At 48.0% G+C, this 17,527-nt stretch carries 17 protein-coding genes; 2 read left to right on the top strand and 15 right to left on the bottom strand.

Annotated features, from left to right (window positions below; genetic code table 11):
* Positions 1-23: 23 nt before the first annotated feature.
* Positions 24-530 carry a TraR/DksA C4-type zinc finger protein gene (locus ACFSUF_RS11720; protein ID WP_377603007.1) on the bottom strand — a complete coding sequence of 169 codons (507 nt, stop codon included), beginning with the start codon at positions 528-530 and terminating at the stop codon, positions 24-26.
* Between the two features lie 216 nt (positions 531-746).
* Here ACFSUF_RS11720 and ACFSUF_RS11715 point away from each other — a divergent pair, with 216 nt between their 5' ends.
* On the top strand, positions 747-1,721 hold the full coding sequence (locus ACFSUF_RS11715) for a YpdA family putative bacillithiol disulfide reductase (protein ID WP_377603005.1): 975 nt from the start codon (positions 747-749) through the stop codon (positions 1,719-1,721).
* A gap of 54 nt (positions 1,722-1,775) precedes the next feature.
* Here the strand turns inward: ACFSUF_RS11715 and ACFSUF_RS11710 are convergent, their stop codons facing one another.
* From ACFSUF_RS11710 to miaB, 6 genes are all read right to left on the bottom strand, one after another.
* Complete coding sequence (locus tag ACFSUF_RS11710) at positions 1,776-2,606, bottom strand: aldo/keto reductase (RefSeq protein ID WP_377603003.1); 831 nt, start codon at positions 2,604-2,606, stop codon at positions 1,776-1,778.
* Between the two features lie 36 nt (positions 2,607-2,642).
* The gene (locus ACFSUF_RS11705; RefSeq protein ID WP_377603001.1) at positions 2,643-3,332 is read right to left on the bottom strand and encodes a metal-dependent hydrolase; all 690 of its coding nucleotides are present in this window, start codon (positions 3,330-3,332) and stop codon (positions 2,643-2,645) included.
* A gap of 34 nt (positions 3,333-3,366) precedes the next feature.
* On the bottom strand, positions 3,367-4,335 hold the full coding sequence (locus ACFSUF_RS11700) for a quinone oxidoreductase family protein (protein ID WP_377603000.1): 969 nt from the start codon (positions 4,333-4,335) through the stop codon (positions 3,367-3,369).
* A gap of 110 nt (positions 4,336-4,445) precedes the next feature.
* Positions 4,446-5,225 (bottom strand): transporter substrate-binding domain-containing protein, encoded by a 780-nt coding sequence (locus ACFSUF_RS11695; protein WP_377602998.1) that lies wholly within the window; start codon positions 5,223-5,225, stop codon positions 4,446-4,448.
* Positions 5,226-5,400: 175 nt separating this feature from the next.
* On the bottom strand, positions 5,401-5,841 hold the full coding sequence (locus ACFSUF_RS11690) for a RicAFT regulatory complex protein RicA family protein (protein ID WP_377603165.1): 441 nt from the start codon (positions 5,839-5,841) through the stop codon (positions 5,401-5,403).
* A gap of 39 nt (positions 5,842-5,880) precedes the next feature.
* Positions 5,881-7,431: a tRNA (N6-isopentenyl adenosine(37)-C2)-methylthiotransferase MiaB gene (miaB, locus tag ACFSUF_RS11685; protein ID WP_377602996.1), complete on the bottom strand. Its 1,551-nt coding sequence runs from the start codon at positions 7,429-7,431 to the stop codon at positions 5,881-5,883.
* Positions 7,432-7,623: 192 nt separating this feature from the next.
* Between miaB and ACFSUF_RS11680 the strand changes: the two genes are divergently transcribed.
* Complete coding sequence (locus ACFSUF_RS11680; RefSeq protein ID WP_377602994.1) at positions 7,624-8,856, top strand: MFS transporter; 1,233 nt, start codon at positions 7,624-7,626, stop codon at positions 8,854-8,856.
* A gap of 59 nt (positions 8,857-8,915) precedes the next feature.
* On the opposite strand, the gene pduL is transcribed toward ACFSUF_RS11680, so the two are convergent.
* The 8 genes from pduL to ACFSUF_RS11640 form a co-directional block, all read right to left on the bottom strand.
* Positions 8,916-9,485, bottom strand: coding sequence for a phosphate propanoyltransferase (gene pduL, locus ACFSUF_RS11675; protein ID WP_377602992.1), 570 nt, complete (start codon positions 9,483-9,485; stop codon positions 8,916-8,918).
* Between the two features lie 180 nt (positions 9,486-9,665).
* Positions 9,666-10,532 carry a 2-oxoacid:ferredoxin oxidoreductase subunit beta gene (locus ACFSUF_RS11670; protein ID WP_377602990.1) on the bottom strand — a complete coding sequence of 289 codons (867 nt, stop codon included), beginning with the start codon at positions 10,530-10,532 and terminating at the stop codon, positions 9,666-9,668.
* Positions 10,519-12,267, bottom strand: coding sequence for a 2-oxoacid:acceptor oxidoreductase subunit alpha (locus tag ACFSUF_RS11665; protein ID WP_377602988.1), 1,749 nt, complete (start codon positions 12,265-12,267; stop codon positions 10,519-10,521). The genes ACFSUF_RS11670 and ACFSUF_RS11665 overlap by 14 nt, the downstream gene beginning before the upstream one ends.
* 194 nt (positions 12,268-12,461) lie before the next feature.
* Positions 12,462-13,412 carry a dipeptidase gene (locus tag ACFSUF_RS11660; RefSeq protein WP_377602986.1) on the bottom strand — a complete coding sequence of 317 codons (951 nt, stop codon included), beginning with the start codon at positions 13,410-13,412 and terminating at the stop codon, positions 12,462-12,464.
* Between the two features lie 96 nt (positions 13,413-13,508).
* Positions 13,509-13,769, bottom strand: coding sequence for a stage V sporulation protein S (locus tag ACFSUF_RS11655; protein ID WP_005550495.1), 261 nt, complete (start codon positions 13,767-13,769; stop codon positions 13,509-13,511).
* Between the two features lie 124 nt (positions 13,770-13,893).
* The gene (locus ACFSUF_RS11650) at positions 13,894-14,733 is read right to left on the bottom strand and encodes a TIGR00282 family metallophosphoesterase (protein WP_377602984.1); all 840 of its coding nucleotides are present in this window, start codon (positions 14,731-14,733) and stop codon (positions 13,894-13,896) included.
* Between the two features lie 99 nt (positions 14,734-14,832).
* Positions 14,833-16,371 carry a ribonuclease Y gene (gene rny / locus ACFSUF_RS11645; protein ID WP_377602982.1) on the bottom strand — a complete coding sequence of 513 codons (1,539 nt, stop codon included), beginning with the start codon at positions 16,369-16,371 and terminating at the stop codon, positions 14,833-14,835.
* Between the two features lie 337 nt (positions 16,372-16,708).
* Positions 16,709-17,494, bottom strand: a complete 786-nt coding sequence (locus ACFSUF_RS11640) for a regulatory protein RecX (protein ID WP_377602981.1) — start codon at positions 17,492-17,494, stop codon at positions 16,709-16,711.
* Positions 17,495-17,527 lie beyond the last annotated feature (33 nt).

The raw sequence follows: 17,527 nt of genomic DNA, 5'->3' as shown, positions 1-17,527 counted from the left end.
CGCAGCCCTTTTTCCCATCTTTCTTATTTATTTAAGTTCCGGGAGTTCGGTGTGGCCGTTCCGTATTCCTCTACACTTTTCCATGCATCAGCATCATCCATCCGATTGTTAGGGAGCAGAGGTTCCAGCAGTTCCTCTTCCACAGGCCGTTCGTCCACTGCATCCGACCGGTCAGCATGGTCTATACAGCAGCGTGCTGCGGGCATTGCCTCTAAACGTTCATAAGGAATCGGCTTACCGCATTCCTCACAGACTCCATAGGTCCCTTCCTCCATTCGTTCAAGGGCCTGATCGATCTCCCCCAAATTTTCCTGCCAGTGTACATTCATTGACAGGTCCATGCTTTTTTCAAACGTTTCCGTCCCGCTGTCCCCTGGATGATTGTCATAGGCAGACAAGTCTCCTGTTGCTTCCAGCATTCCCTCCCTGACTGTATCGTTGTTTTCCTCTATCATGTTCTCCAAGTCAGCCCGCTCGGAAGCCAGGCGGCCTTTTAATGTGTTTAGCTGTTCTTTCGATAATGTACTCATGTCCATCCCTCCGGTTCTAAACTTCTAGTCGGTAACGATACATAGCTTTACCCTTAAGGGACAGGAATTGACTCATTCGGTATAGACTAAAGCTGCAGGAAATGGAAATTAATAGGCAGGTAAACCCTGCTGCTTGCTCCGCTTGGCAACTTTACTAAAGATGTTGTACTATGTGAGAAGTCAGTTGTCATCCCAGAGATCGGAGGAATCACATCTATGGAACAGGTCATCATCGTAGGGGCAGGCCCTTGCGGACTTGCGGCCGCCATCGAGCTTCAAAAAGCCGGGTATAACCCCCTCGTTGTCGAAAAACATAATATCGTACACTCCATTTATCTATACCCGACTCATTTGCAGTTTTTCAGCACTCCGAAAATGCTGGAAATCGGGGATCTCCCTTTTTCGACACCGTACGAAAAACCTTCCCGCTCCGAAGCATTAGCATACTACCGCTTAGCCGCGGAACACTATCAACTGCGGATTAAGACCTATACCGAAGTCATCTCGGTTAAAGGCTCCGAAGGCGAGTTCACGGTGAATACGGTAAATCGTTCAGGTGAAGAAGAAATTCTAAAAGCAAGATATACAATCATTTCCACCGGATATTTCGATCACCCGAATATGCTGGGAATTCCAGGAGAAGAAGGGGCCAATGTTACCCATTATTACAGGGAAGCCCATCCTTACAGCGGAACAAAAACTGTCATTATCGGAGGCAGCAATTCCGCAGTTGACGCAGCTATGGATCTGCTGCGGGTAGGTGCGGAAGTGACAATGGTCTATAGGGGTTCCTCCATCTCCTCCAGTGTGAAACCTTGGGTGCGGCCTATCTTTGAAGGTATGGTCGACAAAGGCAGGATCCGTCTGCTGTTAAACTCGCATGTGACCGATATTACGCCGACTTCGGTTACGGTGAATACCGACGGGCAGCTGCAGCAGATCCCCAACGACTTTGTTCTTGCATTAACCGGTTTCCGTCCGGACCGGAAACTTCTCTCAGGTGCCGGAATCAAGTTAATCGGTCCACATGAACTGCCCTCTTTTACTCCAGAGACGATGGAAACCAATGTTCCCGGATTGTACATCGCGGGTGTCATCTCTTCAGGCAGTAACGCAAACGAGATCTTCATTGAGACCGGCCGGTTTCACGGCAGAAAAATTAGAGAACATTTAGACAGTAAGCGCTCATAGAACACATAAAGGCCGCCGAGTTCATCGGCGGCCTTTATGTTCAATAACGAGATGTTAGAAGTTAAAATTATCCGGGTCCGGTCCTGTGCGCTCATTGCGGTTCAGACCGTCAATTTTCGCCATATCGTCTGCCGAAAGCTCGAAGTCGAAGATTTGTGCGTTAGAAATAATCCGTTCTTTCTGGATCGATTTCGGAATCGTCACGACTTCATTCTGCAGATCCCAGCGGAGGATGATTTGCGCAGTCGTTTTGTTATATTTCTCCGCGAGCTCTTTCAACACCGGCTCATCCAGCAGTTTTCCCTGCATGAGCGGGCTCCATGCTTCCAGCTGAATGTTGTGCTCTTCGCAAAAAGCACGGAGCTCAAGCTGGGCCAACCGCGGATGGTATTCAACCTGATTGACTGCCGGCACGACTTCACTGTCTTCCATGAGGTCCTGCAAATGATGCACTTGGAAGTTGCTTACTCCGATGGCACGAACCCTGCCTTCTTTATATAAATGTTCCATAGCTCGCCATGTTTCTTTGTATTTGCCTTTTACAGGCCAATGAATCAGGTATAGATCCACATAATCCAGACCGAGTTTTTGCAGGCTTGACTCAAATGCATCCAGAGTGGACTGGTACCCTTGATCCGCATTCCAAACTTTGGTGGTGATAAACAGTTCTTCGCGATCCGTGCCGCTTTGGGCAATGCCGCGACCGACGCCTTCTTCATTTTTATACGCAGCAGCAGTGTCAATGCTTCTATATCCAGCTTGAATAGCATTCACGATTGCGCTTTCCACCTGTTCTCCTTCCTCTACCTGCCATACGCCTAAGCCAAACCAAGGCATTTCTACGCCGTTATTAAGTACAGTGCGGTCTTGTAATGATTTTGCCATGAATGTTCCTCCTAATTGTTAGTTGTCTCGCGATCCCTACAAACCTACTGTTTCCCCCGGTGTCATAATCAAGCAATGCTGCCCGTTTTCTTCCACGCGCGCTGCAAACTCTTCCGCATTCTGATTCAGCAGAGGAAACGTATTGTAGTGAACCGGTACGATTGTCTTCGCTTGGATCCACTCAGCTGCTATGACAGCGTCGTCAGGTCCCATCGTATAGTGATCCCCGATCGGCAGGAAGGCCACATCGATATCATACATATCCCCGATCAGTTTCATATCACCGAACAAGCATGTGTCGCCCGCATGGTAGAACACCTTGTCCCCAAAATGAATGATCAGCCCCGCAGCGGATCCCATATGCAGGGTTTGTCCCTCTTTCGTCACCAGGCTGGAACTGTGGAAAGCAGGAACCATCTTCACTTTGCCGAACGGCAGGTGAACGGTCCCGCCCATGTTAATATCCAACGTTTTAAGGCCTTGGGTTTGCAAATAATCCGCCAATTCGACAATTGCAAGAACAGGTGCTTCATTGTTCCTGGAGATGGTGTCGGTGTCTCCGAAATGATCGTTATGGGCGTGCGTAAGCAGTACATAATGGACTTTGATCTCGTCCGGTTTGGCTGTTGCCGCAGGGTTCCCGTTCAAAAACGGATCGATGATAACCGAATGTCCCTCTGTCTCCAGCTGTATACAAGAATGTCCATGAAATGTGATTCTTATCATTAAGTATCGCCCTCCTGGATCCTGATTGAATAGACTATGGAATTAATAAAATCTTACCTGTACTTTTGCGGCTTTCTAAGTAGAGGTGGGCTTCCTTCCCTTCTGCTAACGCGTAGCAGACTGGCTCTGTAATTTTCAGGTTTTCATCTAGAATCCACTGAAAAAGAATTCCCGCGCGCTTCACTCTCTCTTCATGGGAAGTCAGATAACTCCACAAATCCCCGCCCGTCAATGTCTTGGAAGTATCCATGAGCATACGCGGGTCGACAGGCTGTGGATCTCCCCCAGCCATACCGTAAAATACAACCGTACCTTTCGGCCGCACCGAGGCAAAACTTTCGGCAAGCGTAGATCCAACAGAATCAAAGGCTGCATCCATCCCCTCCCCAGATCTGGAACAATCCACAGCTTTTTGGACCCAGGACTCTGAATAAAGCGCACAATGCTCCACTCCGGAAGAAAGGATGGCGGACCGTTTCTCTTCGTTTGAGGTAAGTCCGAACACGTTGCCTCCTTGGAATCGGATCATTTGGGTAAGGAGACTCCCTACGCCGCCGGCTGCAGCGTGCACCAGTACATCGTCACCTGCCTTTACCCGGTAACTGTCCGTGCACAGATAGTGGGCTGTTAAGCCTTGCAGTAAGGAAGCAGCTGCTGTTGCAAAGCTGATACCTTCCGGGAGCGGAATCAAATGATCCGCCGGAACAAGCACCTTTTCCGCATTCGCATAGGGAACATCCGCAAATCCTACACGGTCGCCGGCTTGATACCCTTGAACATCGTCCGCTACCCATTCAATTACGCCCGCCCCCTCATATCCTGCAATAAAGGGAGGTTGTCCTGACAAATGGTAGTTGCCTTTACGGCGGTAGATATCCGCATAATTCAGCCCGACTGCCTTCATTGTTACAATTACGCATCCGGAACGCTCCAGAGGATCCGGAACGTCACGATACTGAAGGACCTCAGGCCCTCCGAATTTCTCGAAAGTTAAGGCTTTCAAATTTCACTTACCCCTCCTTTCGGCGTTAGCCATGTATGTATTCCCTATATCATTATAACGATTCAACAGCCAAAATAAAAACCCGGGCGGAATGCCCGGGTTTCTGCGTCCTATTTCTCAAACCATTTCTTAACAAGTTTATCCATTTCGCCGTTCTCTTTCATTTCCTTCAGAACGTTGTTGAAGGCTTCAACTTGATCAGAACCTTTCGGGAAGGCGATCGCAGATCCGCTTTCTCCCTCGTTCTCAACTGTCGTGAACTCCAGATCATCGTTGGCTTCTGCATAGCCTTTGGCTACCGTGTCTTCAATGATCGCTGCATCTAGACGGCCGGCCTTGATTTCCTGAATGATTTCCGGAATTTTGCCCAGCGGCACGATTTGCAGGCCTTCTACTTCCTTAGCTGCATCCTCTTGAATGGAGCCAAGCTGTACGCCGACTTTCTTGCCTTTCAGGTCTTCCAGTGTTTTAAATCCGCTGCCTTTTTTTGAGAAAATCGTATTCTTGGCGTCGAAATAAATGTCGGTAAAATCAGCGTTTGTTTTACGCTCTTCGGTAGGTGTCATTCCCGCCATGACGAAGTCTACTTTCTTCGTAGACAATGCGGCGAGCAGCCCGTCAAAATCCAGGTTCTCCACCTGAACTTCAAATCCGAGCTTCTCTCCGATGTATTTAGCGATATCTACGTCGAAGCCGATGATTTCATTCGTTGTTACATCTACATCTTCATAAGGAGGATAGTCTGCGGAAGTCCCCATTTTCAAAATCTTCTTCTCTGTGCTGCCGCCGCTTTCTCCGCCATTGTCCGCGGCTTTGTCGTTCTGTCCGCATGCTGCAAGCAGTGCAACCATGAACAGGGCAACCAATGCTGCCGATACGAATTTCTTCATCGTTTCTAACCCCTCCGGATCTGTAATGTTTCTTTATAAATATTTAACTATGCTAATAATTATACCAAAAGCATTGAAAGAAATTCAATCATTTTTTTGGGTTGCTCCGGTTCCAGTTCATAGAAAAACGCCGCCAAGGTCTATACCCGGGCAGCGCCGTTGTTCTTCTTCGTTGTTATTCACTGCAGCTGGAGGACACGGGAGCCGTACCTTCTTCTACATTAATATTTTCTGAGACCGTATCGCGGATGACAGAGAAAATCAATTGAAGCAGATAGTTCAAATCAGCCTGGCTTTGCTGAAATTGGGCAACGAGCGGAATACCATCCAACTCGTCCTGCAGTGTCTCGATTTCTCCTTCGATTTTGGCAACCATCTTCTCATTTTTGAACGTTTGGAATGCTACAATCTCTTTTTGCTTTTTCTTAATGGCACTAATTAATTGTTGAATCCGTTCATTTCCATTAATCAGCGCCTCTGCCTTCTGATAGACGGTCACCTCTTCGGAAGTCGAAATCAGTTCAGCAAGCTCTTTTGTTTTGGCTAAAATATCTTCACGCACTACCATTTCCGTATTCGTGTAATGTTCCATTGAACACTCTTGATCCCCATGCATATGTGCCAATTCATCCACTCTCCTGTTATCTATCATAACTTACGCTAACGCTGCTTCTTCTTGAAATTCCAATTCGCCTTTAATGATCCATGTTTGGGAGACGGTAACGCGTACATTGACGAAAGTCCCGATTAAATCGCGGCTGCCGGTAAAGTGAACAAGCTTGTTGGAGCGTGTCCGGCCTGCGAGCACATCCGGGTTGTTCTTGCTTTCGCCTTCGACCAGCACTTCGACTGTTTCACCTAATAAATTCTGATTGGCCTTTAAACTTTGCTGGTTTACCAACTCGTTCAAACGCTGCAGGCGCTTCTTCTTAACCTCTTCAGGAACATTGTCCTCCATCGAAGCTGCCGGTGTCCCTTCCCTCGGTGAATAAATAAACGTATAGGCAGAATCGAAACCGACTTCCCTTACTAGAGACAGGGTGTCCTCGAACTGCTCCTCGGTTTCTCCCGGGAAGCCAACGATAATATCGGTCGTCAGGACGGCATTCGGAATTGCCGCCTTAATGCGGCCTACCAGATCAAGATACTGCTCTCTCGTATACTTTCTGCTCATCAGCTTAAGTACTTCCGTACTTCCTGACTGGACCGGCAGATGTATATGTTCTACTAAATTCCCGCCTTGAGCCAGCACTTGAATCAGACGGTCATCGAAGTCCCTGGGATGGGACGTAGTAAAGCGTAACCGTGGAATATCAATTTTGTGGAGATCGTCCATCAGATCGCCGAAAGTATAGTTCAGGTCCTCGAAATCTTTCCCGTACGCATTCACGTTCTGACCAAGCAGCGTAACTTCCCTAAAGCCTTGACGAGCCAGCTCTCTGACTTCGGCGATGACATCTTCCGGGCGGCGGCTCCGTTCTTTCCCGCGGGTATAAGGGACGATACAGTACGTACAGAACTTGTCGCAGCCGTACATAATGTTGACCCACGCTTTGAGACCTTGCCGCTTCTTCGGCATGTTCTCGATAATGTCGCCTTCTTTAGACCATACTTCCACTACCATTTCTTTGCTGAACAGAGCTTCTTGCAGCAGCGCCGGAAGTCTATGAATATTATGCGTTCCAAAAATCAGGTCAACGAACGGATGCTTGCTAAGTATCCGGCCTACTACAGCCTCTTCCTGAGACATGCAGCCGCACACGCCAAGAATCAAATCCGGTTTTTGAATTTTCAGATGCTTCAGATGGCCTAATTCACCGAACACCTTATCTTCCGCATTTTCCCGTATCGCGCACGTGTTCAGCAGAATGACGTCAGCTTCCGTACGGTCCTCTGTGGAAGTGTAGCCCATTTGCTCCAGCATGCCTTTCATCGTCTCGGTATCATGCTCGTTCATCTGACAACCGTAAGTATAAATTGTATATTTCTTGCCAGCACCGATCTTTTGGAATTCTTCCGGTATCGAATAATCGATGACCTGTATTGCTTCTTTCCCTCTGCGCTTCTCATCCTTATATGAAGGCACAGAATTTATAGTTACATCCCTACCCTTAATCCGGTACGTCGTTTTCTCGTCATCCTGCTTTACAACTTTGGCAGTGGAGAAATCAAAATATTTCGAGTAGTCTTTCGCTTCCTTACTCAACGGGATACACCTTCCTTTTACTACGACAAACTTACCTGAAAATTATATCACTAATCCCTCTCTATATCCATCCAACGTGAAAGAATAGAAAAGGGGAAATTTACTTTCTATACATTTCTGTTTACAAAGTAGATTTCCTCCGCTAAAGTTAGGTTACCAAACGAGAATCACTAGAAAGATCAGGTGAAAAACATGAGTATGTCATTCGTAAGTAAGTACCCCAAAGAAGCTTGGCCCTTTATGGCCGCCAGCTTAATTAATTCCCTCGGCAGTGCCTTTATGTGGCCTGTCATAACGATCTACGTGCACGAAGTACTTAACCGCTCCTATGGTGATGCAGGCTTTGCGCTGCTATGCTTTTCCAGTGCCATGATGATCGGCCAGTTTGCCGTCAGCGCTTTATATCAAAGGCTCGGAATCAAAATCCTCTTAATTGGGGGGCTGCTTTTACAGGGGCTTGCTCAAATCGCCTTGGTGGCTGATACCGGCTGGGCTTTATTTTTGGTGCTGATGACGATGAACGGATTTTTCTCGGGACTCTCTATGCCGGCAATCCAAGCCTTTGTCGGGCTTCGCTGGAAAAAGACAAGCGGAGGCATTTTCAATTTCATCTATGTCGGTAATAATATCGGGATTGCAGTCGGCACTGCGCTAGCCGGCGTGACGGCCACATTCTTCAGCTTTGGCGCCAATTTCGCGATGAGCGGGTTGACTACTCTACTCTTTGCTTTTTACATGTGGTTGACCATTGGTAAAATGAAAGTGGCGGAACAGAAGGAAATGACACTTGGCGGCAAAAAGAACGCAGGCACCGTCAACAGCCGAAAACTGCTGCTCAACTACCGTTTATACCTGTTTATGTCAGTAGGCTCACTACTGATATGGTTTTCAAATTCTGTATGGAATACGGGGATAGCTCCATATTTAAACGAACAAGGGGACAACGGGTTAACATCGTACGGTTTGTTATGGACTATAAACGGCATCATTATTTTCGCAGGACAGCCAATTCTCTCTTTCTTTAAAAGCAGGGTGCTCCAAACTCTGACTTCCCAGATGACGGTCAGTGCGTTCTGTTACGGAGCCGGTTATACCGTTATGCTCATAGCCCCTTCATATCATGCCTTTATCATCGGCATGATCATCGCGACCTTCGGAGAAATGCTGATTGCCCCGACGATGCCCGCATTCATTACGGAGCATGCCGGCGGATACGCTCCATTCTATCTCGGCATCGCTGGAGCAATCAGTGCGGCTGGCCGGATCGTCGGTCCTTATGTACTCGGTAATGTGTATGACTGGGGCGGATTACATCAAGTGCTGCTCATTTCCATAGCTGGAACAGCGGCTGCTGCTATCAGCTTTATGGCTCACAGCAGTCTTCACCAGGGCTGGAGAGAACGGAATTGGAAAGCCGCACCTTAAAAAACAAAGGAGCGTATCGTATAGCCGATACGCTCCTTTTCGTTCTTTTGTTGTCCCGCTTAATCTAGAATTTCAGCCATATCTCCTGTTTTCGCACCGGATGCATTAGCTTCATCCGTATCGATATGCATATCGAGCGCATACGTTTCATGAACCCTTGCAACTACATTCTCAAACACCAAACCGCGTTCGCCGCCAACACGTACTCTTAGAGACTGGTGATTTTGAATGCCCCATTTTTCTGCATCCGATGTATGGAAGTGAATATGGCGGGCAGCCACGATAACACCTTTGTCGATTTCAATTTCTCCAGCGGGTCCCACAATTTTGATTCCCGGCGTTCCCTCAATGTTGCCCGACTCGCGTACAGGCGGATTTACTCCTAGTGCAAAAGCATCCGTTCTGGAGACCTCCAGCTGGGTTGCACCGCGCGCAGGACCTAAAATACGTACTTTATCGAATTTGCCCTTAGTGCCGATGACTGCAACGGTTTCTTCCGCTGCAAACTGGCCCGGTTGGGACAAAGCTTTCATTTCTTTAAGTTCATAGCCTTTACCGAACAACGCCTCAATGTGTTCTTTGGATAAATGGATGTGGCGTGCAGATACACCTACAGGTACTTGTTTCATTTCGTTTCAAACCTTCCTATTGTAAGTTCGAATTTGCATAAACCTGACTTATAAAACCTATGTAACCTAAATTAGCGTTCGCAAATCCGCTGTCCAATATACCACTTTCGCCGGAAAATTGCAAAATATGCAAAAAGGACGTAGGAACCTTCCCTACGCCCTTTCCTGACCTTGCCTATATTATCTGAATTCAGCTACCAATTTATCGAATTGTTCCTGGGTCAGCTCCAGCTGCTGCTTCGCCAGTCCTTCTTCTTTAAAACCGGCTACCATATTTTCATAGCTCCGCTTCTGTTTATCCTGATAAATCAAGCCGGTGATCATGCCGCCGGTTTCCATCAGTTTCGTCATAGCTTGGATACGGTTGCTCGGATCGTAGCCAGGCACTTCTTCCAGATCAATGATATTTTCTTTAAACCAGTCGTACGTATTAATCTTATTAAACGTAACACACGGGCTGAATACGTTGATCATGGAAAAACCTTCATGCTGTAAACCTTGCTCGATCAAAGAGGTCAGCTGCTTCAGATTGCTGGAGAAGGACTGCGCCACAAAAGTAGCGCCAGCCGACAAAGCAATTTCAAGCGGCGCCAGGGTCGACTCGATCGATCCTTGCGGGGTACTCTTGGTTTTGAAGCCCTCTGCACTTCTCGGGGAAGTCTGTCCCTTTGTAAGACCGTAAATCTGATTGTCCATAACAATGTAGGTGATGTTCATATTTCTGCGGATTGCATGTACGGTATGGCCCATCCCGATCGCAAAACCGTCCCCGTCTCCTCCGGAGGCGATAACAGTAAGTTCACGGTTTGCCATCTTCAAACCTTGTGCGATAGGCAGGGATCTGCCGTGGATTCCATGGAAACCATAGGCGTTAATATATCCTGAAATCCGTCCTGAGCAACCGATACCGGAAACGACAGCTAAGTTCTCAGGCTCAAGGCCGATATTGGCAGCTGCTCTTTGAATGGCAGCCTGAACGGAGAAATCTCCGCAACCGGGGCACCAGTTCGGCTTGATGTTATTTCTGAACTCCTTAAACGTTGCCATGTACGATCAGCCCCTTACACTCTTTATGAATTTCTGCAGGCAGGAATGGATTCCCGTCATATTTAAGTACATTAACAATCTTGTCCGCACAGCCCGCATGAAGCTTGATCTGGTCAGCCAGCTGTCCTGTTGCGTTATTTTCAATGACTACGATTTTCTTAGCTTTAGCCGCTTCCGCTTTGAACGCTTCTGCAGGGAAAGGATGAATGAGGCGTACCGTCACATGGTTGGAAGTAATGCCTTCCGCATCAAGCCGCGCTCTAGCTTCGTCGATGGTTCCTCCGGTGGACCCCATGCCAACAATCAGGAGGTCTGCACTTTCGTGAGGAGCATTGACGTGAATCGGGTTTGGAACCTTCAGGTTTGCCAGCTTGCCAAGTCGTTTATCCATCATCTTCTTGCGGTTTACCGGACTTTCTGAAGGACGGCCTTCTTCGTCATGCTCTACCCCTGTAACGTGGTGAATCCCGTTCTTCTGTCCAGGCAAGATTCGAGGGGACACGCCGTCCGCTGTGAATTCATAACGTTTGAACAGCTTCCCGTCTTCCCTTGCAGGCGCATCGGTTGCAATGTTTCCGCGGCGGATTTGCACCTTGTTCAAATCAAGCAGCTCGGAAGACTGCTTACCCAGGGACAGCTGCAGATCCGTTAACAAAATGACCGGCACCTGGTACTCCTCTGCGATATTAAAAGCTTCGATGGTGTCGTAGAAGCACTCTTCCAGCGAGCTGGGCATTAATACTACTTTCGGGATTTCACCGTGCGTGCCGTTTATCATGGCATTCAGGTCTGACTGCTCTTGCTTGGTCGGCAAACCGGTACTCGGTCCCCCGCGCATCGTATCAACGATAACGACCGGCGTCTCGGTCATGCCTGCAAGGCCGATAGCCTCCATCATAAGCGATAAGCCAGGTCCGGCCGACGCCGTCATGGATCTTACCCCGCCATATGCAGCTCCAATCGCCATCGTAACTGCTGCAATTTCGTCCTCCGTCTGAATGACAGTGCCGCCGAATTTAGGAAGCTGTTTAATCAGGTACTCCATAATTTCCGATGCCGGTGTAATTGGATAGGCAGGCATGAAACGGCAGCCGGCAACCAATGCCCCCAAGCCGATTGCATCATTGCCGATCATGAACAGCTTTTGTTTCCCGTCAGCCGGTTCCAGCTGAAGCTCATTAATGGGTCCGCCGGCCAGTTCCAGAACGAAATTCGCACCGCGGGCAACGGCTTCTACGTTCTTCTCTACAACCGTCGCACCTTTGCGTCCGAATTCTTCTTCCACCGCTTTGTTAAATACATCAATTGGCAGGCCTAATAATGCCCAGGAAGCGCCTGAAGCAACCATGTTCTTCATCAGGGAAGTTCCCAGCTCCTCGGCGATTGCCGTAATAGGTACGGGAAACAGTCTTGCATCTATTCCTTCCGGTACGGTAGGGCTGAATTTCGCGTCAGCAACGATGACCCCTCCGGCCCGCAATTCATGGGAATTTAAATCTATAGTTTCCTGGTCAAAAGCTACGAGAATATCCAAGTCGTCCGAAATGGCGCGGATCGGCTTTGTGGAAATCCGGATTTTGTTATTGGTATGTCCGCCCTTAATCCGGGAAGAGAAATGCCTGTAACCGTATAGATAATAGCCTAAACGGTTTAAAGCGGTTGAAAAAATCCGGTCTGTACTTTCTACCCCTTCCCCTTGCTGTCCCCCGATTTTCCATGACAATTGACTAATCAAGCGTGTCCACTCCTTTATTGGTGACCCTGAAACTGCCTGTGAAGCAGCAACCCCGCGAAAATATTAATGAAAACTACACAAACGATATAAATAGTCATGTAAATTTTATGTCTGCGTGCCCTGATTTGCAAGGTATTTCGCCGAAAATGAAACATAGCAAGTTTAGATTGAATCCATATCATTTAGGCATTGATTTATCCCCTATTATGCTCGTCAGGCAATTCCTTTTCTAGAAACCTGTACATATTATCATATAGCAATCCGTTTACTATAGATTCCGGGTAATGCTTTTGCAGCTCATTGACTAAATCAGGATAGTTCCCCGGGTGCTCCAGCCCTTTTATATAAGAAGGAATCCCGTCAAAGTCCGAACCGAAGACCAAACTGCGCTCTCCGCCCATGCCGCAGACATGGTCCGTATGTGCCAGAATATCTTTGATCTGAACTGTTGTCCTATCGGAAACGAAGTATGGAACAAACGTGATACCGATCCTTCCCCCGTCTGCTATCACTCTCCGGATTTGATCGTCCTTCAAATTCCGCGGATGGCTGCATATAGTATAAGCGTTGGAGTGGGAAGCAAGGTAAGGCTTTTTTGACGCTTCCGCCAAATCCCAAAAAGCCCGCTCGGACAAATGAGACACATCCAGGATGATGCCGAGCCGGTTACACTCTTCGATCAGACTCAGGCCTTTTGTTGAAAAACCGCCGTTTCGCTTCTCCAGTATCCCATCCGCCGCCCAGTTGCCATAATTCCATGTAACCCCGAGCGTCCTGACACCAAGGTAAAACAAAATCCGGAGATAAGCAAGGTCCCCTCCTAACCCATCAACTCCCTCCAGATGCAGCAGAGCCCCCAAATCGTTGGATGAGGAAAGTTTCTGCAGATCCGACTTGGTTTTGATGAAACGAAGGCCATGACCATGAAGGATACGAGTATAAAAAAGATCCACGCTTTGGAGTATGGGCCGAATACTTCTGTCAGTAAACTCCTCTTCGTGAACATAAATGGCGAAAGTCTGCAGCTTTACTCCTCCTGCTTTAAGTCGGGACAAGGTTACATCCAGTTTACGGTCATCTTCAAAGTGAATGGACGCATCCTCCAGCATTTTACCGAGCACATCGCAATGTCCGTCATAAATCATGCAGGTCATCCTCCTATATGTTGTCCTAGAACCACCTAGACAAAATAAAAGCCCGTTTACGTTAGTAAACAGGCGAAGCTATTTATATAAAAAAGATTATCTCGGCTCTACAATTAACTTAATTGCGGTACGGTCTTCTCCATCGATCACGATGTCTGTGAAAGCAGGAACGCATATCAGATCCACTCCGCTTGGAGCGACAAACCCTCGGGCAATGGCCACAGCCTTAATGGCCTGGTTCAGTGCACCTGCGCCGATCGCTTGAAGCTCGGCTGCGCCTCGTTCCCGCAATACGCCTGCTAATGCACCCGCTACGGAGTTAGGATTGGACTTTGCTGAAACTTTTAATACTTCCATGAACAGTACCTCCTCGGGATTGATTAGTTCCGGTAGTGTTATACATATTCTGTTTTCAGGATAAAATTCCTGCCGGGCCCGAGAAAATTTTACATTTCCTGCCTTTTGGAGGACGATGGGAGCATTAGGCTAACAGCAGGTCTTCCTCATACAGGCGGATAAGCTGGATAGACTTAGATACGCCAGTCGACTCATCCATATCGATCAGCACCGCATGAAAATGCCATTTCCCCTCCGATACGGTAAACCGTGCAGGAAGCTGTGTCTGAAATTTGTACAGTACCGCGTCCCGTTCCATACCAAGCACACCGTCACGCGGTCCTACCATACCTACATCTGTGATATAGGCAGTTCCTTCGGGGAGGATGATTTGATCATGTGTCTGGACATGCGTATGAGTGCCCACTACAGCAGACACCCTGCCATCAAGATGCCAGCCCATCGCAATTTTCTCGGAAGTAGCCTCGGCGTGCATATCAACGAGAATACATTTGTGCTTGGATCGGACTTCCTCTACAATTTCATCCGCTTTCGCAAAAGGGCAGTCGATCGGGGGCAGGAAGGTTCTTCCTTGCAGATTTATAATTACAAGTTCCTTGCCCCCTGCTTTGATTACTGTGTGCCCCCGGCCCGGTGTGCCTGAAGGAAAATTAGCCGGGCGCACCATACGGGGTTCCTCGTCGATAAATTCAAAAATTTCTTTGTTATCCCATGTGTGATTTCCCAAAGTTATACCATGGACGCCCATATCAAAAAACTCGCGGGCAATCGCTCTAGTGATACCTCTCCCGGCCGCAGCATTCTCCCCGTTTACAATGATAACGGAGGGCTGAAACCTCTGTCTCATCAGCGGCAGCGTTTGCTTCAGTGCTTTTCTTCCCTGACTGCCTACAATATCACCTACAAAAAGAACTTTAATTTCTTTCTCCTCCTTACACGTAACCGGACACTTTGAATCTTCCATTCAGCCGGATTGCAATTACTCATTAGTATAGGCAGCAATGCCTCATATATGTGGAAAAGTGGCTGCAAGCACTGCTGCAGCCACTCCCCGTTCTTCCTATTATTTAGCGTATTCAACCGCCCGTGTTTCCCGAATGACGGTAACTTTGATATGCCCTGGATAATCCAGTTCACTCTCAATCATCTTAGTGATGTCACGTGCCAATCGGAAAGCTTCGGTGTCGTCGATCTTCTCAGGCTGTACCATAACCCGGACTTCGCGTCCGGCTTGGATCGCATAAGATTTCTCAACGCCATCGAAGGATTCTGAAATTTCTTCCAGCTTCTCCAGACGTTTAATGTAAGTTTCCAGTGTCTCTCTTCTTGCTCCCGGACGTGCTGCGGACAATGCATCCGCTGCCCCAACCAGCATCGCAATTACAGAAGTAGCTTCGCAATCCCCGTGGTGGGATGCAATGCTGTTAATGACAACCGGGTGTTCCTTGTACTTCTTGCCGAGTTCTACGCCAATCTCGACATGAGATCCTTCCACTTCGTGGTCGAGCGCTTTACCGATATCATGCAGCAAGCCGGCACGTTTCGCCAATGTAACGTCTTCTCCGAGCTCTGCAGCCATTAAACCGGTCAGGTAGGCCACTTCCATGGAATGCTTCAATACGTTCTGTCCATAGCTTGTACGGAATTTCAAGCGGCCCAGAATCTTGATCAGATCCGGATGCAGTCCGTGAACGCCCACTTCGAAAGTAGCCTGTTCCCCGTACTCGCGGATCCGCTCGTCCACTTCCTTGCGGGACTTCTCCACCATTTCCTCGATACGTGCAGGATGGATACGTCCGTCCGCAACGAGCTTCTCGAGAGAGGTTCTTGCGATTTCGCGTCGGATCGGATCGAATCCGGATAAGATAACCGCTTCCGGCGTATCGTCGATAATCAGGTCGATACCTGTCAGCGTTTCCAGTGCACGGATGTTCCGTCCTTCGCGGCCGATGATCCGGCCCTTCATCTCTTCGTTCGGCAGCGTTACAACAGATACTGTAGTTTCCGCAACGTGGTCCGCTGCGCACCGCTGGATCGCAAGAGTGATGATTTCACGGGCTTTCTTATCCGCGTCTTCCTTCGCATTCTGCTCGATTTCCTTAATCATTTGAGCGGTTTCATGACGAACTTCCTGCTCTACATTGGAAATGATGATATTCTTCGCTTCCTCAGTAGTCAAACCGGAAATACGCTCCAATTCCGCAACTTGGGCTTTATAAAGCAAGTCGATTTGCGCCTGTGTTTCTTCGATACGCTTCTCTTTGTTGGCAACTTGCTCTTCTTTGCGCTCTAAGGAATCCAATTTTTTATCCAGCGTTTCCTCTTTTTGCAACAGTCGTCTTTCCAGTCGTTGTGTTTCGTTGCGACGTTCACGAATGTCTTTTTCAGCTTCGGTTCTCAGCTTATGGACTTCGTCCTTAGCTTCAAGAACCGTTTCTTTCTTTAATGCTTCAGCTTCTTTCTTGGCGCTTTCCACAATTTGCGCGGCAGCGTGCTCAGCACTAGAAATTTTAGCTTCTGCAAGGGATTTGCGGATAAAATAACCGATCCCAAAGCCTAGAACGCCAACAACGAGTACGACCGGGACCCAGATGTACCACATCTTGCTCACCTCCTCGTTGATTTCTCCATAAGCTTACGCTTGGGGATCTTTGTTTGGTTTTTAATCCGTTTCGCAATCATTGGATAATGTTGCTGCAAGGCCGTCTTTCCGGCAGTAAAGCCGGCCAGGGAAGCATGTACCGTGCCCGTACATCTTCGGGTTCATACAAATAATTGGCGATGCGTATAATCTGGAATCATTATCATAAAATAATTGATTCACAAGAATATGAATGCACAAGATTATTTTATCTTTTGGAGAAAGAAGTTGTCAAGCGATGTTAGTATGTTCTTCCTTTTAGTCCCATGATTTTTAATTCCATTAATGATTTATGGGATTAATCCAAAAACATCTCATCCGCTTCCATCTCTGCTTCCCCATCTATACAGGCCCGCAGCACCTTTTGAACTTGGGAGGAGGAGTAACCCCTTCTTAGCAAAAAGCCGTATAACTTCCTGCTCTTGTCCGTTCCGCTGCCGGAGAGAAGCTTCCATCTCTTGAGGCCAAGTTCCATTGCACTTGCCAGTTCCCTTTCCGGGTCAACCCGTTCCAATGCGCTTTGAATATGTTCCTTCGGTACACCTTTTTGCGCCAGCTCCTGCTGTACAAGATTCCGTCCCTTCTTCTGTGAATAGATACGGGATTCGGCCAGCTGCTGGGCGAACAGTTTATCATCGACAAACTTCTGCTCTTTCAGACGTTCCACGGCATAGTCTATCAACTCCGGCTCATATCCCTTCTCTTTCAATTTCAGCCGAAGCTCCTTTACCGTTCTTGGCCGGTGACTGATGAAACGGACAGCCTGAAAGTATGCCGAATGGCGTTCTTCATCCTGCAGAATCTGCTCAAAATTCTCAGAAGGGATCATTTCCCCTTTAAGCAGCCTGTGCTTGATCATGATGTCTTCATGAACGGAAAAAGCATACGTACCGCCTACATGAATATTGTACCGGTGTTTACTCCGCTTCTGCCTCTCCACTGAAGTTATCATGGCTGCCTGTTCTTCTTCCTGCTCCCCAGTCTGCAAAATGCTGCTGCCGTCCATGTGCATGGTCTCTTGCTTTTCCAGCCAAGCTTCTATCGTTTTCTTCTTATTCACACTTTTGCCTCTAGGTTTCATCATCTTCAACCTCCCGTCTATCTTTGCGTTTAAAAG

The sequence above is a fragment of the Paenibacillus gansuensis genome (assembly GCF_042684925.1).
Lineage (GTDB): Bacteria > Bacillota > Bacilli > Paenibacillales > DY6 > Paenibacillus_N > Paenibacillus_N gansuensis.
This window is presented reverse-complemented; position numbering and strand designations above follow the sequence as displayed.